At 41.0% G+C, this 25,508-nt stretch carries 17 protein-coding genes; 4 read left to right on the forward strand and 13 right to left on the reverse strand.

Going from position 1 to position 25,508, the window contains the following annotated elements:
- Positions 1-229: 229 nt before the first annotated feature.
- The 7 genes from RMY64_RS25200 to RMY64_RS25230 form a co-directional block, all read right to left on the reverse strand.
- Positions 230-673 carry a hypothetical protein gene (locus RMY64_RS25200; protein ID WP_322674408.1) on the reverse strand — a complete coding sequence of 148 codons (444 nt, stop codon included), beginning with the start codon at positions 671-673 and terminating at the stop codon, positions 230-232.
- A 696-nt stretch (positions 674-1,369) separates the two neighbouring features.
- Positions 1,370-2,620, reverse strand: coding sequence for a competence/damage-inducible protein A (locus RMY64_RS25205; RefSeq protein ID WP_322674407.1), 1,251 nt, complete (start codon positions 2,618-2,620; stop codon positions 1,370-1,372).
- A 117-nt stretch (positions 2,621-2,737) separates the two neighbouring features.
- Positions 2,738-4,021 carry a serine hydroxymethyltransferase gene (gene glyA / locus RMY64_RS25210; RefSeq protein WP_322674406.1) on the reverse strand — a complete coding sequence of 428 codons (1,284 nt, stop codon included), beginning with the start codon at positions 4,019-4,021 and terminating at the stop codon, positions 2,738-2,740.
- A 397-nt stretch (positions 4,022-4,418) separates the two neighbouring features.
- Entirely contained in the window at positions 4,419-4,667 is a 249-nt protein-coding gene (locus tag RMY64_RS25215; RefSeq protein WP_322674405.1) for a hypothetical protein, read from the reverse strand.
- 2 nt (positions 4,668-4,669) lie between these two features.
- Positions 4,670-5,557 (reverse strand): hypothetical protein, encoded by an 888-nt coding sequence (locus tag RMY64_RS25220; protein WP_322674404.1) that lies wholly within the window; start codon positions 5,555-5,557, stop codon positions 4,670-4,672.
- Positions 5,558-5,720: 163 nt separating this feature from the next.
- Positions 5,721-6,497, reverse strand: coding sequence for an RNA polymerase sigma factor SigF (locus RMY64_RS25225; protein WP_322674403.1), 777 nt, complete (start codon positions 6,495-6,497; stop codon positions 5,721-5,723).
- Between the two features lie 768 nt (positions 6,498-7,265).
- Positions 7,266-8,102: a photosystem II manganese-stabilizing polypeptide gene (locus tag RMY64_RS25230; RefSeq protein ID WP_322674402.1), complete on the reverse strand. Its 837-nt coding sequence runs from the start codon at positions 8,100-8,102 to the stop codon at positions 7,266-7,268.
- Positions 8,103-8,889: 787 nt separating this feature from the next.
- Between RMY64_RS25230 and RMY64_RS25235 the strand changes: the two genes are divergently transcribed.
- A complete protein-coding gene (locus RMY64_RS25235) occupies positions 8,890-9,237 on the forward strand; it encodes a hypothetical protein (protein WP_322674401.1) in 348 nt (115 codons plus the stop codon).
- A 110-nt stretch (positions 9,238-9,347) separates the two neighbouring features.
- On the opposite strand, the gene RMY64_RS25240 is transcribed toward RMY64_RS25235, so the two are convergent.
- A complete protein-coding gene (locus RMY64_RS25240) occupies positions 9,348-14,396 on the reverse strand; it encodes a hypothetical protein (RefSeq protein ID WP_322674400.1) in 5,049 nt (1,682 codons plus the stop codon).
- Between the two features lie 91 nt (positions 14,397-14,487).
- Complete coding sequence (locus RMY64_RS25245; RefSeq protein WP_322690499.1) at positions 14,488-15,819, reverse strand: P-loop NTPase fold protein; 1,332 nt, start codon at positions 15,817-15,819, stop codon at positions 14,488-14,490.
- Positions 15,820-16,699: 880 nt separating this feature from the next.
- Here RMY64_RS25245 and RMY64_RS25250 point away from each other — a divergent pair.
- The 3 genes from RMY64_RS25250 to ftsZ all read left to right on the forward strand — a co-directional run bounded on the left by RMY64_RS25250 (position 16,700) and on the right by ftsZ (position 19,914).
- The gene (locus tag RMY64_RS25250) at positions 16,700-17,533 is read left to right on the forward strand and encodes a cell division protein FtsQ/DivIB (RefSeq protein WP_322701428.1); all 834 of its coding nucleotides are present in this window, start codon (positions 16,700-16,702) and stop codon (positions 17,531-17,533) included.
- Positions 17,534-18,261: 728 nt separating this feature from the next.
- The gene (locus RMY64_RS25255; RefSeq protein WP_322682504.1) at positions 18,262-18,549 is read left to right on the forward strand and encodes a hypothetical protein; all 288 of its coding nucleotides are present in this window, start codon (positions 18,262-18,264) and stop codon (positions 18,547-18,549) included.
- Positions 18,550-18,609: 60 nt separating this feature from the next.
- Positions 18,610-19,914, forward strand: a complete 1,305-nt coding sequence (gene ftsZ / locus RMY64_RS25260) for a cell division protein FtsZ (protein ID WP_322701429.1) — start codon at positions 18,610-18,612, stop codon at positions 19,912-19,914.
- 524 nt (positions 19,915-20,438) lie between these two features.
- On the opposite strand, the gene gshB is transcribed toward ftsZ, so the two are convergent.
- The 4 genes from gshB to RMY64_RS25285 form a co-directional block, all read right to left on the reverse strand.
- A complete protein-coding gene (gene gshB / locus RMY64_RS25265) occupies positions 20,439-21,413 on the reverse strand; it encodes a glutathione synthase (RefSeq protein WP_322701430.1) in 975 nt (324 codons plus the stop codon).
- A 231-nt stretch (positions 21,414-21,644) separates the two neighbouring features.
- A complete protein-coding gene (gene grxC, locus RMY64_RS25270) occupies positions 21,645-21,917 on the reverse strand; it encodes a glutaredoxin 3 (protein WP_190893995.1) in 273 nt (90 codons plus the stop codon).
- A 521-nt stretch (positions 21,918-22,438) separates the two neighbouring features.
- Complete coding sequence (locus tag RMY64_RS36900; protein ID WP_416211839.1) at positions 22,439-23,827, reverse strand: XDD4 family exosortase-dependent surface protein; 1,389 nt, start codon at positions 23,825-23,827, stop codon at positions 22,439-22,441.
- 446 nt (positions 23,828-24,273) lie between these two features.
- Positions 24,274-25,155, reverse strand: coding sequence for a 2OG-Fe(II) oxygenase (locus RMY64_RS25285; RefSeq protein WP_322674394.1), 882 nt, complete (start codon positions 25,153-25,155; stop codon positions 24,274-24,276).
- Positions 25,156-25,508 lie beyond the last annotated feature (353 nt).

Here is a 25,508-nt window from a genome sequence, read left to right on the forward strand (position 1 = left end):
CTCGTTAAGAGTGTCCAACTGGAAAAGAGGCATTAATTACAATGCCTTATGGGGATGCAGAGCTATCTGTGTTACCCTAACATAATGTTTAACTACCTGTAAATTGCTGATGTAACCTTAGATTTTCCGAAATTACTCGCAAACAACAATATTTCCGACCTTTTTAAAAAGTCGGAAATTTGAAGCTTTCGATTTTTACAAATCCAATAGGATTGCTATATCTATATCTCTATTTACCAAAAGCATCTTTAATGTTTTCAACAGTACGTTCAACTACATTCTTGGTGTTGTCTACTGCTTCTTTAGTCCGAGATGCATCTTCATTTGCTCTTTTCTGAATTGTAGCGGCATCTTTCTTTGCTTTGCGCTCAATAAAGCTACCATTGTCTGTTGCTTGGTCAACCTTACTGGCATTGCTCTTGGCAGCGTCCTTAACTTTATCTGCTGTATCATCAATGAAATTTTTGGTTCGTCCAGCATCTCTACTAGCTTTCTCTTGAGCGCGATCTGCATCATCATATGCAATCAAGGTTCCAGCAGGATCGGCCATTGCTGAGGTGTTCGAGAAAAATGCACCTTGCCAAACGAAAGCGATCGCTAACATACAAAACAGCGCTGTGGCCATCCAGCGTTTTACCGTGGAAAGCTGTTTTGCAACATAATTGGATTTCATACAATACAATCTCATGTGATTTAGTATACTATTTCTACTTCATTTAGCTTGTTAGCGATATCGATCCCTAGATAGAAGTTCTGGCATCAATAGTTATGAAATGAATTCACTATTTTGATAGATTGAATTTTGAGTAAAGATTATTTCTTGGGAATTCAACGTAAAATTAAACAGTTTACAGTTTTTGAACATCCGCGATCGCCCTTCAGTTAATTAACTTGCGATCGCTTCCAAGGGGCGATTACGCCATCGCAATTGAATTTTTACGATTGGAGCGTTTGCATTCTGATTTTTTCTTCAGTCCAATCCAACATCCGATCGGTAGTACACCTACTACAAAGCCAATGCTGAGTTTCAATAGAAATTCTTTGAAACCGGGGTGCAGAAATCACACAAATCTACTTAGCTTTCAAGGCATCTCTCAGAATTGACTTGTAATTTACAGACAGATCCGAATCTGTATAACCGCAATCAATAAAACCTGTTTGGGTCAGGATCAACAACGTATTTTTTTGTTCCTGCTGAAGCTGCTGGTAATACAACTCAATAGCAGACTTAATCACATTCGTTACTGCTTGATTAGTCTGCTGTTGAATAAAGGCTAGTCGATCGGCATACTCGTCATCTAATCATGCATTAATTCGCATCGTTAGGTTCGTTTGTCATACAATCTGTATGACAAACATAATATACCTGCTACCTCGTCAACAACTTCCGGCGCAAATTATCCAACGCTGCATTTGCACTCACATGACGAATTAAAGCTCGACCTCGCACAGTACCAAACTGATACTCAAAACTTGTCACTTCATCGTTTGGCCCGGCTAAACCAATGTAAACTAAACCCACTGGCTTTGTATCTGTCCCTCCAGTTGGGCCAGCAATTCCAGTAATACTCAGTCCCCAAGTTGTTGCAAGGCGGGTTTTGACTCCAACAGCCATTTGCTCTGCAACAGTAGCACTTACCGCTCCAAATTTATCTAAATCTTCCTGATTAACCCCCAACAGCCTAACCTTCACAGAATTGTCATAAGAAATTACTCCACCCCAAAAGTAATCAGAACTCCCAGAAATTTCAGTCAACATTTGCCCTAAACCGCCACCAGTACAAGATTCTGCCACTGAAAGCGTTTCTTTTGATGCCCGTAACAACTGACCAACTACAGAAGCGAGAGTATCATTATTAACGCCATAAAAATCCAGTCCGGCAATTTCTTTAAGTTGTTTTTCAATGGGCGCAATTAGGGCTTCTGAGGCTGCTTCTGAATTTGCTTTTGCAGAAACTCGCAATCTAACTTCCCCTTTACCTGCATAAGGGGCGACTGTGGGATTTGGCAACTTTAAATACGAAGCAACCTTTTCCGCTAAAGCAGATTCACCAATACCCCAAAACTTTAAACTCCGACTGTAAATAATTTCTTTACCCCAACCTTGACTTTTGAGAAATGGCACAGCTGTTTCTTCCCACATCACATGCATTTCACTGGGAACACCGGGAAAGGTAAAAATCGTGATTTCAGGACGAGGTTGCCAAATGATACCGGGTGCTGTTCCAGTAGGGTTGGGGAGAATTTCTGCACCTTGGGGAATCAAAGCCTGCTTGCGGTTACTTGGTGACATAACCCGACCACGTTGGGCAAATTTCTGCGTTATGTCTTCAATAATGTCAGAACGTTCTATCAAAGGGACTTTAAAAAAATCGGCGATGGTTTCACAGGTGAGATCGTCTGGTGTGGGGCCGAGTCCACCAGTGAACATGAGAATTTGCGCTCTGGAAATAGCAATTTCTATAACTTGCTTCAACCGTTCTGGATTATCCCCAACCACTGTTTGATAGTAGTGGGGAATACCTAGTTGCGCTAATTGTTGCGCCAAAAATTGAGCATTGCCGTTGAGGATATCTCCTAGCAATAGTTCAGTACCAACACAAATAATTTCTGCACTCATTGGAAGGAATAGTTAGGAGTTTGGAATTAGGAGTTAGGAGTTTGGAGTTAGGAGTTAGAGTTAAAAGTTCAAAACTTAAAACTCATCACTCTTAACTCTTAACTCCTAACTATCATCTCAGGCTAATGCTGGTACAGGAATTTCCAGATGAGGATATAAGGGGAAGCGATCGCACAATGCCGCTACCCGTTGACGACAATCTTGGGTTACTACGTCGGAATCTGGAGAAAGTAAGCGATCGGCAATAATATTTCCAATCTCAGTAAATTCTGCTACTCCTAAGCCCCGCGTGGTCATGGCTGGCGAACCTAACCTCAGACCGCTAGTAACAAATGGCGACTGCGGATCGAAGGGAATAGTATTCTTATTAGCAGTAATATTCACGTTACTGACTAGCCGATCTGCCTGCTTACCAGTTAGACTTACAGAGCGTAAATCTACCAAAATTAAATGATTGTCAGTGCCGTTAGATACTAACTTTAAACCACGGTTTTGCAGTTGTTCGGCCAAAGCACGAGCATTTTCAATCACTTGTGCAGAATAGGTTTTAAACTCAGGTTTGAGAGCTTCTCCAAAAGCTACTGCCTTGGCAGCAATCACGTGTTCCAATGGCCCGCCTTGGCTGCCAGGAAAAACAGATTTATCTAGCTTTTTACCTAGTTCTGCGTCGCTAGTCAAGATTAAACCCCCTCTAGGGCCGCGTAGAGTCTTATGGGTAGTTGTTGTTACCACGTGACAGTGAGGAATGGGGTCGGGATGAAGACCAGTGGCAACTAAACCAGCAATGTGAGCAATATCAGCGAGTAAGTAAGCGCCGATTTCATCAGCAATACTACGGAATTTTTCAAAGTCAATTACACGTGGATAAGCCGAATAACCACAAATCAAGAGCTTAGGACGCTCCCTCAGCGCCAGCTCGCGAATTTGATCGTAGTCAAGTTGTTCTGTTTGTTGACTGACACCGTAGTGGCTAACTTGGAACCACTTACCTGAAAAATTTACAGGAGAACCGTGGGTAAGATGTCCCCCATGAGACAAATCCATCCCCATAATTTTGTCCCCTGGTTCCAGCAGCGATAGAAATACTGCAAAATTGGCTTGTGCGCCAGAATGGGGTTGTACATTCGCATGAGCCGCACCAAATATCTGTTTAGCACGGTCGATCGCTAGTTGCTCGATTTTGTCGATAAACTCACAACCGCCATAGTAGCGTTTACCAGGTAAACCCTCAGCATATTTATTTGTCAGTACCGAACCTTGAGCCGCCAGTACAGCAGCAGAGGTAAAGTTTTCACTAGCAATCAATTCCAAGTGATCTTGCTGACGCTGTAGTTCGTCGTTGATTAACCCTGCGATCGCCGGATCGCTGGAAGAAAGAAAGTCTGAATTAGTCCTAGTCACTTGAATTATCCTTATGGAAATTTGTACAACGGCTGATTTTGGTTAGGCGCAGCCCCTAAATATACAGTCAAGAGCAATGGTTTTTGACTGCTGTACAGAGGCAATTAATCGTCTCCGTACTATTGAGGTTTATTTGTGCCAACTTAATTTATTATTAGACCCAAGCTCGATTAATGCATTAATTATCATAACGTTGCTTTTTGAAATCCTCACCTTGCTGGGTGTTGTGAGGTCGTTAGACAGTATTCTTTATGAACCTATGTTAAATAATGCTTAGTGCGTAGGCGTAGCCCGTCGGAGACATCGCTGCTCTGTAGCATGATTCATGAACAACAAGAACCCCGACTTATTAAAGAAGTCGGGGTTCCGCGGGTTGCAATTCTCACAAATCAAAAAATCAAATAGAATTCATATAGCGATTTTGATAGTAAGCCAAAATCTGGTTAACTCGTTGCCGACTTTCTAAGCTAGAGTTTGCTGTCCACGAGAGGCTCAAGCCAGCAATTTGACTTTGATTGTAATCAAACTGTTGGGATGACTGGGGAATTAAATCCACTTCCAACCCTTCGACTTGATGTAAATGAGCTGCTATTTCTCTATAAACAGCTAAAGGCAAACCAGCGAATTCAATTTCCTTAGTCTCCATCTTTATGAAGCTCCCACATTAAACGTATTTTGGGGGGGCGTTGTCACTGAAATAGCATTGCCGCTAGCAGATGCAGCTGACGACGTTGATTTGACAGTCCCTTCCCCTACCATTTTGGCAACTTCAATACCATATTGTTCCAAAATTACGATGGGGTTGTAGCCCTGATTCATTTCAATACGTTTAATCAGTACGCCATTTGCTAATCGCTGTCCCGCTTGTACATACCGACTTGTCGGCTCATCCGGTACCTTGATAATTGCTTGTGGTTCTTTACTAATTAGAACTACACCAGTCACAACTACTGCCCTTGCTAACTCAGGCTGTGCTGGTGGTGGTAATACAGAGACTAAAGTGGGGTTGGGAACAACTTGAGGCAAAACTTTAGGCAACACTGAAGTCAAAGTAGGATTGACTTTTTTTGGTACAACTGAAGTCAAAGTAGGATTGACTTTTTTTGGTACAGAAGAAACGTTGTTTTTCTTTGGATTTAAAGCGATTCTGCGTGTTGGAAGTTTTCGTACTGCTAGTGATGCAGTAGGTAGCTTAGGCACCACGGGAACTGGTCTTCCAGATGTTTTAGCCATTCCGGGAATAGTCTGCCCGAAAAGTTGTGCAAAAGGATCGCTTCGAGCTTTTGATACCACAAGTTCCCGTGTCCGCTCTGTAGCATTCGTGGATTGAATCAAGTTAACAGATGCAAGATTAACTTGTGAGACCTGTTTAGCCGGTATCACTGGATTCTTAAAGGATTGAGCCGCTGGTGGCGACTTTTTTGCTATTTTGGGAGCTGGCACAGGATTGATGGCTTGTGGTGTATCTTCAGAAGCACATCCGGCGAGCGCCAAAGTTAGAATAGCTGCAATTGTAATTTTTGAAGTTATGCCCATGAGCCTTTCTCAAAAGCCATTGGAAAATTGAAAAGTGAAAATAAACAATGCCTAAAATTTGGATCAAAGGCAAAGTATGTTCCCTTTATAACCTAATTTTTTACATTTCAAGGGTTATTTTTAGCACTGCATACCCAGTATAACTGCGGTTTGTTTTTTGCAGTCAATCTTCTGTCACACCCATAAGCTCTTTCATTAAATCCAGTCCTTTCTTGACTCGACGGGAAACCGTTACTACACTGATGCCCAGATGTTCTGCAACTTGTTTTTGGGTCAAATCTTGCAAAAACACACATTCCAACACATCGCGGGTGCGTTTTTCTAGCTGAACCAACGCTTGTTGTAAGCGAAGTTGGTCTTCTTGTGCCAGTTGAAAGCTGCGATAGTGAGGATCTGGAACCAATTCTCCTAAGCAGGTAGAACCTTCTTCTCCATCTTGGATTGGCACATCAAGACTCAAGGGAGCGCGATTGACCCATGCTAATTTAATTTCTTGCCATTCGTTTGGAGAAATTTCCAGTGCTGCGGCTAATTCCGAGTCGGTTGGTTGCCGATTGTGTTTTTCACGCCAAGAACGTGATACTCCTATTGCTTGCTGTTGGAGCGCTAACCATTTCCGAGGAATTCGTACGGTGACACCTTTATCTCGGAGATAGTGTTGAATTTCACCCCGAATATAGGGAAGAGCGTAGGAACTGAAGGCATGTCCCTTGGAAATTTCAAATCTTTCAATAGCTCTGATTAAACCCAAACATCCAACCTGGAGCAAATCATCGTAGGTTTCATGACATTGATTTGTCCAATAGTGAGCTTCTTTTCTCACAAGTCCAAAATTGAGTTTTACCAGTTGATTGCGGATGTTTTCTGACGGAGATTGCTGATATTCTCGCAACAACTGCCAAATTTCGTGCTTTAGTTCATTGGTGACTGTGGTAGGCATAGCACCGGGTTTATTGAGCAAATAAAGAATCAATTATTATTCGCTTTTTAAATTCAGCTGCGATCGCACGATATCAAATGAAATATTGCGATATATTTCCTAGCAAATACTATGGTAGATAATAAAGACTTTCTATTAAAATTCCATAGGTTACTTGACAATCGAGCAAAATTTAAATGGGCGAAATCATTATTTAGTTGGTTATTTATCTTTGATATGACTTGTAGCTTTTTTAGAACCACATAGAAATAAAATATAAAATTAATCACTAAATATCAAACCGAGATTGTACTTAACTTGAGTTAATTAATCATGAAGTTAATTTAGATAAACGAAACAACAGTAGTCCAGCTTTTATTTCACAAGCAAAAGTTGGATTCACAGTAAAATTACGTGCTCATTCCACTAAAATTTATCCAATAATTAAAAATTAATAATAATTTAAAAAAAAATTATGTATATTTACGCAAGCCAATAAAAAAAGGGCATCTCACCCTTTTTTGTACTTAAGTCTATAGTGTTTTAATGAAAGGAAAAAGGTTAAAGGGATAAATCAAGTGACCCATAAGACTGAGGAATAAAAATTTTTTCAATTGCCAGGGCTATTTTGCCCATAATTTTACTCAGATTTACCTTTATCCCCATTTTTTTAAAAATCTATCTACCCTCTTTTTTCAAGAGGGTGGATAGTTTAACTTTTGCGATCAAGTCTGAATAGTTACAGAATTGTCGTTTTGAGTGCCAGTCAGTTACCTTACTTTCAAGGATTTAGCCACGAATCGATTCAACCCGTCCATAAAATAGACCGCGAATCTTGACTTCTTTAGGTTCGCCAGCACCTAAATCTGTATCAGATGGCTGTTCGCTCTCGAAAGTGCCAGCAATTTCACCGCTAGAACCGTCTATTTTAGCGATTTGCAGAGAAATCTTGCCATTGAGATTTTCAGCACGCTTGACGTTAGTGCGGGTAAGTTGTTCATCATCTGCTTGGGCGGGGAGAGCAACAGCATTATCGTAGCCACTGACGACACCACGACCTTTAGGATCTAGGAAGGCAGCACCACGATAGGAAGGGACTTTAAAGCTGCCTTCAAAGTCCGTAGAGGTGTTAATACTGGTCAAGCTGGGTTGGCTTTGAGCAACCAAATTTTTGATGGTGAAGAGGAAAGGTACTCGCTCACCACCAGGAAGTTGCACAGTGATGGCTTGGAAGTCAAGACCATCAGTTTCCGTAAAGGTCAGGCTATTATCTGCGTTAACTTTTAGATTACCTTGCACCTGGTCAATAGTGGAAGTGTATCTGGTCAACAATTTGCCGGCAACAAATTCTGCTTCTTGGCGTTTATTAGCAGGTTCTTCTTTGATGAAGAAGCTAGTTGGTTCCAAGCAAAGTTCTTTGATGGTATAAGACTGGCTAGAATCAATGGGAATGGAGCCACGGCGTGTTTCTCCTAGTTGGGGGCATTTGTTAGCCAAGCCAGTGCCGCGAATTTGATCGTAAGTGAGTACATCTCTACCACTACTGGTAGTAGGAGCATCACTACAAGCGGTTATTAGCCCCAGGCACAAAGCCAAGAATGCAACAATTAAAGCGCGATACCTCATGGTCAACCTCAATCTCAAAAATTAATATCTAAGTTGTAAAACTGCATCGAAGCTTTGATCTCTGATGAGAAGCCGCTACTCTGCAAAAAGCTACCTTTGTTCGGACACGGCTTTGCTCTGATTAAGAGAGTTGAAGCAAGTGTTCGGGTGTCTAGTTGTCAGACGCTGCTCAAACTTTTCTCTGCTAAACGTAGTTAAACGTGTCGCTCTCTTGAGCTTGGAGTGTAAATCCCAGACTAAGTAGAACACTGCATCCATTTTGGATGTGTGTTACTAGGGGAGCAAAAAACCAGCAGTTTTACTGTTGGTGGCATTTGTTTGGAGTTGGGCGAGTGTATGAGTAAGCCTCACACAGAGAAGCATAAATGCTTGTGCCTTGAAAAGTGCAAACAGGGGTGTCTGCTTCGCACTTTGCTCTTGCTTATTGCAAAAGCGTCGTCGCCCAAGTCTTTTTGTATCATGTATGTGACGCCACTACATACAGCCCATTGTTGGATGGGTAAATCAGCCAGATCATACGATTTTTTTTAACTCAAAATCAAAGTTCTCAAAATCCAAGAAAGTCTCGTCTCGATCGCATCTAGCTTCTGTAAAGCCTATGCTAAAGGTTACTACGCTCTTTTTGGAGCGATCGCAATTGCTTTTGATAAAGATACAAATCTAGTTATATTCACCCCTAATTAGGGCAAATGAGGAGATGCGGTAACATGGAGACAACTGACAAACTAGGGAAAATTAAAAATCTCCGGTAAATTTGAGTTGACCTCATTTATACGGAAAAGGTGGCATGAACGATCGCAAAAATATTGAATCAGAGAAGTTGTCTGGTAAACTGCAAGCGATTACAACTGTGGTGTATGATGCCGCTACAGCTTGTGAAGGCGATACTGTAGCTCTTTTGGCTTTGCTACGGCAATTAGAGCAGTTACACCGAGAGATCCGGGATGGGATTTTTCAAGAGAGTTTGCCTGTTAACCGCCGCCAACTTTACTCACTGCTGAAAGATATTGAGTCTGAGGGAGGCTGGCCCTACATTGAGCGCATGAGGTTACAAGCATTTTTAGCGAATTTGCCACAAGAGGCTCCCGAAGAAAATAGCCATGAAGTTTTGGAGAGCGATCGCTCTTTTAGCTGATTAGCTCGAAATTTATTTCTAGCTTTGAATTAATAACTCCGATCGCCTCATCAACCGCTAAACTAAAAGCGGTTGCTCATTGAGGCTTCAACCTAATTCATAATTTGTAATTAAAAACGGTTTGTACGGATTATCCCATCGCAAAGAAGGCGATCGCGCTCTTCAAGATTGCGGTTGTGCTTAAGGTAATCACCCACCCAACCGCAACCACGAACAAGCAGATCGTCAAGATGTAAATTCCACAGAATTATCGTGTTGTCATCACTAGCTGATGCTAGTGTTTGACCATCTGGACTAAAACTAACACTTAATACTGGAGCGCTATGTCCATTGAGACTTTTAATTAATTTGCCATCATGGCTCCAGAGTTTGACTGTACTGTCCCAACTGGCAGCGGCGAGTAATTCACCATTGGGGCTAAAAGTCACGGCATTGACGCTATCACTGTACCCTTTTAATAAAGTTTTTAACAATGTCCCATCTCGTCGCCACAGTTTCACAGTGTTATCCCAGCTAGCAGAAGCCAGCAACTCGTCAGTGGGACTAAAGCTGACACCCAATACCCAGCTATCATGGGGCGAGAAAGTTTTGAGCAAAGTACCATCCTGCCGCCAAAGTTTCACAGTTTGATCGTCACTGGCAGAGGCTAAAACCTGACCATCAGGGCTGAAATTTACGCTATTTACCCAACCTTGATGTCCCACCAAGGTTTTGAGTAACTTGCCCTGACGGTTCCAAAGTTTCACTGTTTTATCTTTGCTAGCTGATGCTAAAAACTGACCATCAGGGCTGAAATTGACGCTCATGACACTATCGCTATGTCCGTAGAGAGTCATGATTAAAGTACCGTCAAGTCGCCAAAGTTTCACAGTTCTGTCATAACTTCCGGAAGCCAGCATTTGACCTTTTGGGTCAAAACTGACACTAGGAACTTTATTTGTGTGCCCCACCAAAGTTTTGTAAAGTCGAGTTTTGACCTCGCCGCTGTTGGTGTATCGTTGCCAAAGTTTGACAGTGCGATCGCTACTACCAGAAGCTAGCATCTGACCGTCGGGACTCCAAGCAACGCTTAAAACTCGATCTCGATGCCCTTGAAGAATATACGGTCTTGGAGCATCTAAACTCCATAGTTTCACGCTTTTGTCGAAACTTCCTGAAGCTAGCAATTTGTTTTTTGGACTGAAAGCAATGCTAACGACAGCATCGCTGTGTCCTTTGAAGGTTTTTAGTAAAGTACCAGTTATACTCCAGAGGTTTATGGTATTGTCTTCACCTGCAGAAGCTAACTTTTTACTATCCGAACTAAAGCTCAAACTCCATACTGTACCGCTATGCTGCCGTAAAGTTTTGTAAGGAAAAAAGTCAAAACCGTCTTTGTTTTTGTTACTCTCCCGCCGCCAAAGTTTTACTGTCTGATCTCGACCTGCTGACGCCAGAAATTTACCGTCTGGGCTGAAAATAGATACAATCACGCCTTGCTTATGTCCCTGCAAAGTCGTAACAAGGCTACCGTCCCGTCGCCAGATTTTCACTGTTTTGTCGTCGCTGGCCGAGGTGATAAGTTGACCATCAGGACTGAAGTTTACCCAGTTAACCCACCCTTGATGTCCTCTCAGTATTCTTACTAAGCTACCGTCTTTGCGCCAGAGTTTTATGGTTTTATCTTTGCTACTAGTAGCTAACAACTCGCCATCAGGACTAAAATTAACGCTATAAACCCAATCTTGATGTCCTCTCAGGGTTTTATATGGTTTGGGGTCAAATTTACCTGTAACCGAGTTTTTATGCCAGATTTTCACTGTTTTGTCAAGGCTAGCGGAAGCTAGGGTTTGACCATCAGGACTAAAACTTATACAAGTAACAGCATCAGTGTGACCTTTGAGGGTTTGGAGTAAAGTACCGTCAAGATGCCAAAGTTTCACTGTTTGATCTCGACTACCTGATGCTAGCAATTGACCATCTGGGCTAAAAGTCACTCCCCAGACGATATCAGTGTGCCCTTCCAAGCGGTTAACTTCAGTTACCCCGTAAACTGCCTGTTGCAGTGCTGTTACCACCCGCATTCGGGTATCTGGCTGAACTCCATCTGCTTGTTTAAGTCCTCTCCAAGCCCGTAAACTTTCTAATAGGGCATCAAATTCTTTATTAGAAGCAAATAAAGCTTCGCTAGCAGCAGCGATTCCACTAATTTTCAAGTTGGTTTCACTACGTTCAGCTCGTAGAGTTTGGCGGATTGCTGCTCTTTTTTGTAAGTCGGCTTGCCACCATAACGCTGCTATTGTTCCTCCCATAATTGCTAGGATTGCACCTGCTATCCGTGCTTCCCGCAGTCGTCGTTGCAATACCAAATTTAGTTGCTTTTGACTAAGTTGTTGGGCTGCTTCGGCTCTAGTTTTTTCAAGTTTTATTTTTTCTAATTCGGCGAGCATACCATAGTTGTTCTTTTGGCGAATTGGTTCAACTAAATAATCGTGAACCAACTGGTAGCGATCGCCTAACTCTTCTCTGACTCGCAATACCAAGCCTGAACCCACCAATATTTCTAAAATCAGTTCTCCAACTTTGTCAAAGCTTGATATCGTATCTATATCATAATTATTAACTAATGCAGCTGCTAAATCAGCTTTAGTTTTTAAAGGTCGCGTCCCCTTTTCATCTGTTAATTCAAATAATAATTTCCAACTTAAATCTTCGTTCTCTTGACCGCAGTCTTTGATAACTTCCCCTAACCAGCGTTCCACTAATTTTGCCGAGCCACCACAAAGCTTATATTCTGCAAGTGTCGTAATGTTTTCTATTTGTAGTTGAGCGCCGACTATTTGTAATTCAATTGGATGTACTTCGTCTAGTTCTCCTGTCAAATCCTGGACTAATCGGTTAATCAATTCTTCACTTAGTTCATAATGTGAACGTTGAGTAAGGCTGTGAATTATGGCTTTGGCATCTCGGCTAGAGAATTTTCCTAAATAGTAGCGAATATCCTTATCAAGGATATTTTTATTAATTACTCCTAAATCATATAAGCCAGTACTATTTTTCTGACTCAAACGTTCAAACTCTAACAAATGATGTAAATAATCTTCTCGTAATGAAAGAATAATTTTTACATAAGAAATATTTAAACATTCACTAAAAAATTTATAAAATTCTATTCTTTGTGTAGGAGGATTATTAACAAAGAAAAATTCTTCAAACTGGTCTAATATGATAACTATTGTATAATTGCGCTCAGATGCTAGCCGAATTCTTTCTAGTATTATGGTAGGTGTAGAGTCAATATTAACCGATATTCCTGTGTATGCTAATGCTTGGTTGATACTGCTACTCAAGATTGTTATCCAATCAGTATAAACAGACAAAACAATCGGTATAGGAATACGTTCACCAATAACTTTTCCCTTGAGTGCTGGGACTAAACCAGCTTTGAGAATTGAACTTTTCCCTACACCAGATGGCCCATAAATAACTGTGAGTTTGTAGTCAGCGCGGGCAATTCTTTCAATTAAGCGATTGACATCTTGTTGCCGTCCAGAAGCAGATATTTCTTGAGCAATTTCTTCAGGAATAAACGGTATTTTCTGAGGTTCTAGTACTGGGTTAATTCTAGGGCGTTGTGGCTGTAATTGACTTGCTCCGATAAAGGCACGAAAGCCATACTGATGTTCTATTTTAATTTTTTCTTGCTTCAGCTTAAAGGCTTCTGTATAGTTATGACACTCAAAAAAGTAAAGTGATCGCAGTTCCTCTAAAATCTCTAAGTATAGTAATGGCTGATGTTGTAGCTCACAAACTACCCTTGCCCATTCCAAGTTATTGATAGCTTCCTCGCACTCACCCAAATGCCGTTGTGTGCGTGCTAGCAACAGAAGATACCAACTTTCTTGTCGTCGTCTTCGCAAAGCGTCTCGCAGAGAGACTTGTGTTACTTCTTCGGAAATAGAAAGTGCTGTATTTGCTAATTCATGAGCCAGTACCCAATTCGATTCCGAAGCCGCCACATTTGCCAAAAATCCATAATTTTGAGCAACTTGTGCGGGAGTTCCATAAGTTTTATGTAGGTTTAATGACTTTTGAGCTAATTCTTTTAAGTCATCCCAAGCTTGTAAGCGTTGCAGCATTTCACAAGCAGGCAAAATGAATTTAGCAACTAAGTCTTCTCTTTGTACCTCCTCCAATAGCTCTAAGCATTGTTTAAACCACAGCAGAGCATGTTCGCAATAGCTACTAGTATTCTGATATAAATCTGCCATTCGGTGATAACAAAGCCCCAAGTGGAATAGTACTATTGCTTGCTTGAGTAAAGATGAGGGGGGCATAGGATGAGGACATGAGAAGGGCAAAGAAGAATTACTCTCCCACTCTGCTATTCTCCTAGCTTCTTGCTGCCATAATGCTAGGCTTCTTTGATAATTGGCTAAAGCACCATTAATTTGATCGTTGGCGTATTTATCTCGCCCCAACACAAATTCTAAACTAGCTTCTAATCCTGGTGTTAATTTAACGTTATATAGGCGTAGTAAATCATTACGTGCTGATTCTATTTCGTGGCGGTGTTGCGACTTAGGATCTAAATCTAGGAAGGCATTAGATAAAAACGTTTCAGCACCTGCTTCTAAAACTTTTTCAAATAAAGATTCTTCCTCTTGAGATATCAAAGCAATTAAATCTGCTTTGGCCATTTCAAATTTGATAGTGGTTGCAGCCCAGCTTTTGAAATCAGGCGCTAATCTTGAAAGCAATGATGCTACTTCATCCTGTAGCCACAACACGACTGGAAATGGAAAAGTAGCAGCATAGATATCTCGTGCTTGGTTGATACCTGTAAGTAAGTTTTCTAGGTCGGTAGTTGATTCAATACCGAAAATCATTACAGCAGACGGTAAAGAGTCTGTAAGGACGGCAGGATTATCTAAAGATAGTTCTGAAATTATTGTGCTGTGTAAAGAAGTAGTTGATGGATTGAGAACGATTTCTCTGATATAAATTTCTTTAGTGTTCGAGCGAATATTCTCTAACATTTGCTCGCGTAATCGCCCATAGTTGCATCGAACTAAAATCAGAGCAAATTGACCTTCGGAAAGTGCGATCGCTCTAATCAATCTTTGTAAAGTATGCTGATTTTCTTTGGTGTAGACGCGTAGCTGTTTGTCATTAGTCATTGGATATGGGGCATTGGATATGGGGCATTGGATATGGGGCATTGGTCATTTGTTAGTGAACTAATGACCAATAACAAATGACAATTGACTGTTACTTATTTTGTTGCCAAGCCAAAACTTTTTCTGTTTCTGCCAAGGCTGGACTGATGCCAAACCAGCGCCCCACAGGATCTCGATATTCAAACAAATACATACTTCTTAGTAAGCTCTGATAGTCAGACTCACCTTTAACTCTCTGCTGCTGTACTACTTCAAACAATAATTCCCACTGGGATTCATCAATAGCTAATAGCAAATCGTCGCGGTAGTCCTTAATCACGGCTTCTAAGCAGTCCCTAGAAAAAGGCGGATCTTGTCGTTGCAGGCAGCTATAAAGTAAGCCTAATAAGTTACGAATGTGACCACCACTAACGCGACATAGACGATCCAAGGTTTCGGAGCGATCGAATAATTCTGTAATTAATGAAAGTCTGCTATTCAAAGGAACTTCTGGAAAAGCTCTAGCTAGAACTAACTGGCGCACTAGTGACATTCCTGGTTCGTAGTCACTGCCATCTCTTTGCCGCACTAATACCATCGGTAGTACTTTTGGTGCAATCCCTCCCCCCAGACGATTTTTCAGTGTCTCATACTCATTGGAGAAAATTAACGTTAGAGGAATTGTGTAAACTAGGTGGCATTTAAGTCGGCGTAACTGTTCGCCTCGGTCAATGAAGAGATATTCTGGTTGCGATCGCCCGGATGCTAAGGGACGCATATCTACTCGATCCAAATTATCTACAATCACTACCAGTCCTTTTTGACCCCTTAGCTTTAGCTGTTCAACAGCCTTTTCTAAAATCTCTTCGTTAATCGCCTGCAAAATACTATTGGTACGTGGTTCCAGATATTGCCTCAGTTGATTCCGCATCTGGGTGCTATCTTTGGTTTTGGCGGTAATTTTGGCAATACCCAAGGACAACTCTGCTTGTCCAGAAAGTTCTATGGGGCTTTGCAAAAAATCGCCTACTTCTTTAAACAAATTGGTAAAGTAACCAGGTTTGAGTTTAATGCTAATCCCTTCTAAACTGGCACTGACTTGACGGGCTACACTCAGCAAAATATCGCTGATATCAATATCTGCCATGTCTAAGTCTTGACTGGACTCAAAATAAACCACATGAAATCCTGCCAATTCTAGTTCTGTCTTGAGGCGCTGCAATTCCGTTGACTTACCGCAGCCGATATGGCCTGTAAATAACTGACAGGTTGGCTCGTCAGGAGAAATACGAATGATAGTTCGTTGCAATTCTTCGACAATCTTGCAACCACGTACATCAGCAAAATCTATGTAATACTGCCGATCTAGTACGTTACTTATATTTAGCGTGTAGCTAGGGTTACATGCTTTATAAAAACGTGACAAATTTAATGTCGTTTTCATGTATGTAGAGGTTTATGTAGATGCAGCTTAGTTTGAATTCTTTATACAATTAATCCCTATCTAGGATGTAGATAGAGGATTGACTCGCAAGGTGGTAGTGTCTTGCAAAAGACAGTACTTGTCGCCAGATTACTGTCAGTAGTATGGTAGAGATTTAATCGATCCTAATAGCGAATGGCACTAAGATAATGCAAACCCATTATCTACAAAGCTTTTGGGTGTGGGGTGTAGGGTGTGGGGTATAGTGACGAATAACTTTATTTATGTTCGCACTTATTTTTACTTTTCTTGATTTTTCCAAACCTACACTCTATTCCCTATACCCTTACCTGGCAAGGATTCATCTTTTATTGGTGCCGCTCTACCTGTCAGCTCTTAAGCATATCTGTCCTTTTTACACCTGCTATTGAAGTTTTGACAATCTCTCCCTTCTGTTTGACATGCCACAAAATTATATGGTTTAGGGAGCAAGTAAAAAAAACTACAAATTTTCATGGTTCTCAGTTTGGATGGCTGATGGGTGTAACTGGTATGAATTATAGCAAGGTATACAGAGATCCAGGAATACTTATGTATCATTTCACATTCTATTTGTCAAGAAAGCCAAATCCCACACATCTCAATTAATATTTTGTAATCTTTAAGGAAAAATCTTCAAAAATAACTTGTCAAAAAGACTACAGTCAGTTAAAAATGGACACCGGAAACTTTAATAGAACTAATTACTAGCGCCATAATCATTGTGTAGTTACTGTAAAGTGTTACTAAAAATAAAAAAAGTCTTGAGGAGAGCGGCTAAAAGATGCCAACAGTGTTTACTGAAATTAATAATGATACGAGCTTGTTAAGGAATTTAGATTGCAACCAAAAAGGGGTGTGAATGGCTGGCATAATATCAGTTTCCCGCACGCATCTAGCCCAGCGTCGCCAGAAATTGCGTCGGCAGCGGCAGATGAAAATTATTCAAGCTATTTGGCGAACCTTTGCCATTACTGGTTTAGCGGGTGGATTGTTGTGGGTGGCAGTCCAACCGATGTGGATGCTAAAGGCTCCCAAACAAATAGTGATGAAATCAGGCAATAAATTGCTGTCAGATCAAACAACTCAGTCATTGTTGGTGCTGTCTTACCCTCAGTCTTTGTGGCGGATTGAACCGTCAGCGATCGCTAACTCTTTGAAAAAACAGCCAACTATTGCCCAAGCGATCGTCAGACGCCGCCTATTTCCTCCTGGATTAATCATTGAAATCCAAGAACGAGTACCTGTAGCGGTAACTCAAACACGTGGCAACAAAAAAGTAACAATCGGCTTACTAGATGCAAGTGGGGCCTGGATGCCTTTAGAAAAATATACATCACTGAATCCTACTAAAAAATTACCAAATCTCAGAGTAATTGGTTCGCCAAATCAATATTGCCTTTACTGGACTCAACTCCATGAAGCTGTGAGTCAAAGTCCCGTGAAAGTTATAGAAATTGATTGCCAAAATCCAACAAATTTAATTTTGAAAACAGAATTAGGAAACGTGCATCTCGGTGTACCAAGTCCCCAATTGTCTGAACAATTTAAAGTACTCGCCCAAATGCGTCATTTAGCAACAAAATTTAATTCTGGTCAAATAGAGTATATCGATCTGAAAAATCCTGAACTTCCATTAGTACAAATGAACCAAAAAAATCAAAAATTAACTGCCAAAATTCCTAAAAACATCTAGCGTGTTTATTATTTTGATAGTTTCTAGTAAATTAAGAAGCTTTATGCTGATAAATATATTTATTATTTTCAGTTTTCCAGCAAATCGCCCGAAAATCGGCATTAACTTCTAATTAAAATGAGAAAATCAATCATAAAATCTCTATTGCGAGTAACAGACCCTCAATTGTTACCCTAACATCTAATAGTAGGGTGCAAAATGTCAGACAGTCTAATGATGGCCTATCGCGTATAAAACGCCTTCTGCCCATACATTCCTTGACTAAACCCAGTGCAAAAAAGAGAACATTGCTTGAGCTTTTCATTCAGATTCAGACTCGTGAGCAGAAGTCACTGATGGAACGGTTTATGCCGCCATCCAAGTGCAGAAGCAAAAAGGCTCTGGCTTTGGTCTGTTGAGGACACTTCCAAAGACAGTTTACCGAAGTTTCAATCTGTAACGAAAAATGCCAGCCAAAATTGCGTAAGCATTGCTTCTGGGCAATAAGTTTGGACTGTTCTGTGCTGTAATTCCTATTAGGTGACGAAATCTCTTAGGAAATCTTGATTTGTTGGCCGCACTAGTGAGAGTTTTTGTAAGATAGACTATTGCTTCAACAAAGTGTCCATTGTGACCACCCAAACAACAAATTAATCAGGTATAGTCTGACAAGTAAATTCTTGCTTAGTTTAACTTAAGCATAAGTAAGTAGAAGGTAAATTTTGTGTCTAAAGCTGCAATTATGCCCAATGGTAAAACTTATTAACAATATTATTATTGAGACAGAGAAGATACGCTGTAGTGTGTCTTTACCAGTTATGCCCGCCGCTGAGAATAATCAAGAGATTAATGTCTGGTTGAAGTTATACAGGTCAGTTTTAGATAAATATAGGTATACTTCTCTAGAATTGGCTGTGCGATCGGCTGTGTTAAAAGCTCATCCCATAGCAAATTTTCGCACTGCCAATTCTGTTAGGCTTGGCAGTAGTGAAAACAATAAAGAACAACGCCATATTATTGTGGCATTGTCAAACTAAAGTTGACTCTTAGGTGAATAACACCTGAAAAAGTCGTTTATCTACCCTTTCACAAATCCAATGACACTTGATAATAACCAAGGACTTAACTATAAAAATTCCCAATCTACGGGACAGCCGGGGTTCTCTCTGGCAGTTAACTCGACCAATCCCTTTAATAACTCTGGGCTGAACTTCGGGCAAAATCACGATAATAAAAAAATTTCTCCGGAAAATAGCCGAATTGGTGAGATTGTTCCTGGTCGGGTCGCCAACATCAAAGTGATTGGTGTCGGTGGTGGTGGTGGCAATGCTGTTAACCGCATGATCGAGTCTGATGTCTCTGGCGTAGAGTTTTGGTCAATTAATACTGATGCCCAAGCTCTTACCTTAGCTGGCGCTCCAAGTCGATTGCAAATTGGGCAGAAGCTAACGAGGGGTTTAGGAGCAGGTGGTAATCCTGCTATTGGTCAAAAGGCAGCTGAGGAATCACGGGACGAAATTGCTACGGCTTTAGAGGGTGCAGATTTAGTATTTATCACTGCTGGTATGGGGGGTGGTACTGGGACGGGTGCAGCACCAATCGTGGCAGAAGTGGCCAAAGAAATGGGTGCCCTCACTGTTGGTGTAGTCACACGTCCATTTGTTTTTGAGGGACGCCGCCGCACCAGTCAAGCAGAACAAGGTATTGAAGGACTAAAAAGTAGAGTAGATACACTGATCATTATCCCTAACAACAAACTGCTGGAAGTGATCCCCGAACAAACGCCTGTGCAAGAGGCTTTTCGTTATGCAGATGATGTACTGCGGCAAGGGGTGCAAGGTATTTCTGATATCATCACGATCCCCGGTTTGGTAAACGTTGACTTTGCTGATGTCCGAGCAGTTATGGCAGATGCGGGATCGGCATTGATGGGAATTGGCGTTAGTTCTGGAAAATCTAGAGCCAGAGAAGCTGCGATCGCAGCTATTTCTTCACCATTACTAGAGTGTTCTATTGAAGGCGCTAGAGGAGTTGTATTTAATATTACAGGTGGTACTGACCTGACTTTGCATGAAGTTAATGCAGCGGCAGAAGCAATCTATGAAGTAGTCGATCCCAACGCCAATATTATTTTTGGGGCTGTAATTGATGACAGGCTCCAAGGTGAGGTAAGAATTACTGTAATTGCCACTGGATTTACAGGTGAAGTGCAAGCTGCGGTACAACAAAGCGTGGCTAACGTTCGAGTAGCACCTAATACCTCGAAGCGTCCAACAACACAGCAACCGACAGTTAATCCCCCAACCTCAACTCCAACCCCAACTCCAATTCCAGAACCAAAGGAAAAACCTGGATTAGATATCCCTGATTTTCTGAGAAACCGACGTACACCAAGGAATTAAAAGATTTGGAATTTGGGATTTTAGATTAACTTAGCAGTCTCCGGTCAGGCTGAACGCTGTATAAAATCTGCTACTGCCACCAGGGTTTTACCAAGGGCAGGGATAAGCAATCTTTTGCCATACCCAATTTTGCCAATTGGTAAAAAAACTTGTCAAGGCTACTTTATAGAATGAATTTGGGCAGGAGTCTACTGGCTTGCATGTCCAGCTATGCTTTCAGAACAAAACAATAGGAATACCTGCCCAACTATGGATGCATCACCGATAGCGCAGTGTTAGCAAGTCTTCAGTCTTCTCCCAAAGAAAGGCGATAGCACAGCGTTAGCGAGTCATTAAGCGTCACGAGCGTTACAGGCGATCGTAGACATGAATGCATCTACCCTTTACGATTCACTAAACTCATATTCCGTACAAGTAAATATATTTACTTAAAACAAGTAGCGTAGGAAACAAGCCCACGCAAGTGTCCAAAAGAAGTCTGTTTGCTGGAAAGTTAGGACATGAAACAAAAAAATAAATGTAAATTATTTTTGGATTTTTAGTCTCTGTTCAATCCATTGAATAACCTGATGACCAAGGCGAGTACCATCTAGACGGTCAATCTCACGAATTCCGGTAGGACTAGTGACGTTAACTTCAGTTAGGTAGCCACCGATAACGTCAATACCCACAAAAATTAAGCCGTCTTGACGTAAGCGTTCGGCTACTTGGGTACAAATTTCATACTCTCTTGGGGTAATTTCGGTTTGAGCAACTGTACCACCAGTTGCCATATTATTGCGAAAATCAGTCCCACTAGAGAGGCGATTGAGCGCGCCAATTGGTTCACCATTGAGCAAGATAATTCGCTTATCTCCTTCTTTTGCCTCTGGTAAATAGGTTTGTACCATTACTGGTACTTTACCTTGGAGGGTACTGAGTTCAACAATAGAGTTAAAATTGCGATCGCCTGATTGCAAAAACAAAATTCCTTCGCCAGCTTTATTACCCAACGGTTTGAGAACTGCTGCCCCCTTTGCTTCCACGAATTGCCGGATAAATTGCTTATCAGCACTGACAATCGTTTCAGGAATCGCTTTGGTAAACTGGAGGGCGTACATTTTTTCATTTGCCCCTCGGATGCCACTGGCACTGTTAATCACCAAGGTTTTATTTTGATCGATATAATCCAGAATGTAGGTGGCATAGAGGTAGGAATCATTGACAGGTGGATCTGTCCGCATAAATACGGCGTCCATTGTCTCTAAAGAAGTTAAGGAGGAATCGCTTAACTTATACCAAAGATTCGCCGCTACCCAGCGTCCCTCTACCAACTGTACTGGTACAACTTCAACTCGCTGTAGAACAGCCAAAGCTTTGCCCTCCGCCACACTCAGCAGATTTGCTTGAGTCACCCAAACTTCGTGTCCCAGGATTTGCGTTGCTTCAATTAGGGCAACACTAGTATCATGACACGGGTCAAGTAGATGGATGGGATCAATGATAAAAGCCAGTTTCACCCTTTATACCTCAATCACCAAGAAATTAAATGGTTATTCAATTATTATCTCTTGATGCTCTCACCAATTGACGTACATATGTACTGCTGAGTAGAATCTGGAGGGTAAAGTCTTGTGGACAGATTGGTTTTGTGAGGAAACCTGTAGACAAGGCAGCGTGTTATTTTTCTAGAATTGTAGCGACTACCGTGTAATTGCAGTGGTTTGTCGCTATCGCAATACCTTCTGAACCTATACGCTATTGCTAGAAGTTAGTAGCTCATCCAGCTTGCCTTGACTATCTAAAGCGTGGATATCATCACAACCACCAATATGATCGTCATTGATGAAAATTTGCGGTAAAGAACGGCGTCCATTTGCTCTTTGAGCCATTTTATTTCTGGCTGCTTCATCCCCATCAATGCTGTATTCGATAAATTCAACACCTTTGTTTTTCAGCAAACTTTTAGCACGAATGCAAAACGGGCAAGTCCTCCAAGTGTAAATTTCTACTTTTGCAGCCATGATATCCTCAACTTGATTTAATACTTTTTAATTTTAGAGCTTTGCCACTGATTGTGACTGCTTTATTCATTCATAACCTAATCTACAGAAGGCGCTGATGTAAGTAGGCAAAAATAAATAAAAGTAATGTTAAGTAATGTAAAAATATTGAGATTAATTTGTAGTGTATCTCTTTGGGAAAGCAAGCTACACGTAGCGTCTACAAACCTTGAATTATTTACGCAGCTTTATTTAAACTCCAAGGTTAAGCTAGCCAACTATTATGTAGATTATTTTTATTTTGCATCTGACCTAACCAGCTAATAATATTTCAGTTTAAATGCTAGCAATAGCAGTAATTATATTTAGATTGTTTCTGTCGCTCAAATTTTTTCGCTACTAAGCGCTAGTTAAAAAGCAGGAATTATTGAGGTGGGTTCTAGTTTAGCGTTTCTTACCTCTAACAAAAATGGGTCTAGAAGAGCATAAGCATTTCTAAACCCATATTTAAGCTTTCTCCTACTAAAACTCAACAGTGTGGTTTAATTTTGGGAAATATTTTTTTTGTTTTTCTTCTTGAGTCTGAAAACACCCAAGGCAAATAATCCTAATGCTGCGGTTGTACTGGGTTCAGGTACTTTTTTCGGTTGAGGTGCAGGGGGTTGATAGTAAGGCGGTACTGATGGTACAGGTGTTGGAGCAGGTGCGGGTGCAGGTGCTGGCGCAGGTGCTGGAGCAGGTGCAGGTGCTGGCGCAGGTGCGGGTGCTGGAGCAGGTGCAGGTGCTGGTGTGGGTGCAGGTGCAGGTGCGGGTGCAGGTGCAGGTGCGGGTGCTGGAGCAGGTGCAGGTGCTGGCGCAGGTGCAGGTGCTGGCGCAGGTGCTGGAGCAGGTGCGGGTGCTGGAGCAGGTGCTGGCGCAGGCGCGGGTGCGGGTGCTGGTGCAGGTGCGGGTGCTGGAGCAGGTGCTGGCGCAGGCGCGGGTGCAGGTGCTGGTGCTGGAGCAGGCGCGGGTGCTGGCGCAGGTGCTGGCGCGGGTGCTGGCGCAGGTGCTGGAGCAGGTGCTGTGGCAGGTTTTATACTAGTTTCGCTTAGTGATGTACCGTACTGAAAACGGATGTTGCCAATCTTAGTGATGTCAAAGTCGGAGGCTAGCCCTGATAGCAGGAAAGTAGCTGAACTTTGAACAAAAGTCCCCGAACTCACGGCTGGATTTGCATCATTAGCGTAACCACTGATGATGCCGTAATTGAATTGCTGTCCACCGCCACCTTGGAAAATGCCTAAGCCAGCTGTACCCAGACCGTAGTGTTGGTCAATGCCAGGAAGTCCTCCAGTATTACTCGTGTTTGGCAATTTCCATTCCTTTAGAGCTAGAAGATCAACATTCTTTGTAGTGGTAGAGCCTGCGCTTGAGGTTACTGTCGGAGCTAGAGCCGAAACCAGCGATAAGTTGTTTAGGGGAGAACCAGCATAGTCCCAGAAAACTGAGGTCAGAACATCAGAAGGATTTGAGATTCCTACAGAAGATTTGTTAGTCAGGGTCAGTGACAATAAACCATTGTCTAGGTAATTAAAAAGAACCGACGCTGCCAGAGGATCGTTAGATTTGTCGTAGGTATTGGTTCCTGTAGCTGAAAAACTTATAGAACCCAAACTCTTGGGTGCAGGTGCTGGAGCAGGTGCTGGAGCAGGTGCTGGCGCTGGCGCTGGCGCTGGTGCTGGCGCAGGTGCAGGTGCTGGAGCAGGTGCTGGCGCTGGCGCAGGTGCTGGTGCTGGAGCAGGTGCTGGTGTATTTTTGTTGCCGTTGCCGTTACCATTACCGTTACCGTTGCCAGCCTGTGCTTGGGGTAGTTGTGACCCTAAAGCTAAGGTGAATGATAATAGACCACAACTTATATAACCAATTACTTTTTTTGAATAAGCTTGAGACATGTAAATTAAACCTCTTTTTCTTAAACAAGATATGAAAAAGCTTCCTAATAATGATGTTTATACGAGCATCATGGACATCATTTTCTTATCTAAATTGACATAAAAAAAAAGATTTAGTACTGCTTTTTTTAAGCTTTATCAAAAATTTAATACACGATCAAAAAATGACTTGTTTTTAACTAATTATACTTATTAAGTATTTATACTGCAAGAAAAATTTTATTATAATTACGTAATAATTCTAGTTTTAATTAGAGAATTAAATCTTTATTTAAAAATAATAAATAAATTACTTAATCAATATTGATAAACTATTTATAAGTCAATGAAAGATATTACTTAGAAAATCGATTAGCTATGAGTTTGTAAGAAATTAGGGAAGGCGATCGCCTTCCCTAAAGTTAAATATTCATTGTGGTAGTGTATAGTGATTATACTGAATTCGCTTATCGACGCACCCAGCCATTGATAGTAAATCGACTATCTCCAAAAGCTTGAGAGGGACAATTCACAGGCAGTACTTCGTGCATATAACGGCTGAGAAAGAATACAATGCTGTTGTTGCGAGGTTCAACTGTTTTGAACGTCTCAGCATTTACATATACGTTATTTTCAATTTTGCTGTCGTAGATCAGCAACTCTCCACCAGAAAATGATTTTGGTTCTTGATAAAAGTAATAAACGTATGTTAGCTCTCTAGTAGCAGTATCTGAACTGCCATTATCATTATGAAGTTTGTAATAGTTACCATCATTATGTGCAGTGAGTTGACTTTCAATTTGTGATACAGAAAATGATGGTAAGTTTAATTTGCTCAAGATATCAGGAATCATTGCTTGAATTCTCTTTAATATCAGTTCTGAAAATTCAGGGAATGAGTAGATAACCATTGATTGGCGATAATTAATGTCGTTGGTAGAAGTATTGCTTGGCAAAAAATCCGACTCTTTTTTAAGGATGTATTCAACTAAATTCTTGTGTTCTTCTGGTTTAAGAAAATTATCTATTTGTATATAATCAGAAGCCAAAATATAATCATTTTGCAGTTGTATTTTATCTGATTGCTGTACAAAAATTGGGGGTTCTGTAACCACGCCTATAAGATGTTCGCTAGGAAAACACAAAACCGAGCGACCTTCATTGATGGGAATTTGGAATAAATTCTGTAACTCAGATTCTTGTTTGTAAGCACGAGCCACAACTGTTGTTAAAAGGCTATGCAGTATAGGTGCATCTGATTTTAAATAAACGGTGTATTGATGTCCTCCAGTTAAAAGAACCTGTACTTTGACATCTTTTGACTCAAATTGCTGTGAAGCTAATTGCATATACCTCTCTTTCTATAATGTTGATAAATGAGATAACTCTAAAAGTCATACTGAAAGGTTAATAGAGTACTTATAGCAGATTTAAAGTTGTGAGATAGACAAGCTAAATCTGTTACCCAGATATAAAGCATGTTTTACTCCTAAATTCTAAATTCTGCTGTATAAAATTAAGTAAGAACAAGTTCAATGCTTAAATCTTTATATGTAATTGAGTTTATTTAGTGATAAATTCAATTACTGTATCAGCTACGAAACAGAAAAATACTATTAATCAATTGTTCTAGCACGTCTTTTATAATATTGTCATTCAGCAAATTCCACATAAACCGATAAAGCTTTAGTAAAGTATAAAT

Source organism: Nostoc sp. DedQUE08, from assembly GCF_034530895.1.
Taxonomy (GTDB): domain Bacteria; phylum Cyanobacteriota; class Cyanobacteriia; order Cyanobacteriales; family Nostocaceae; genus Nostoc.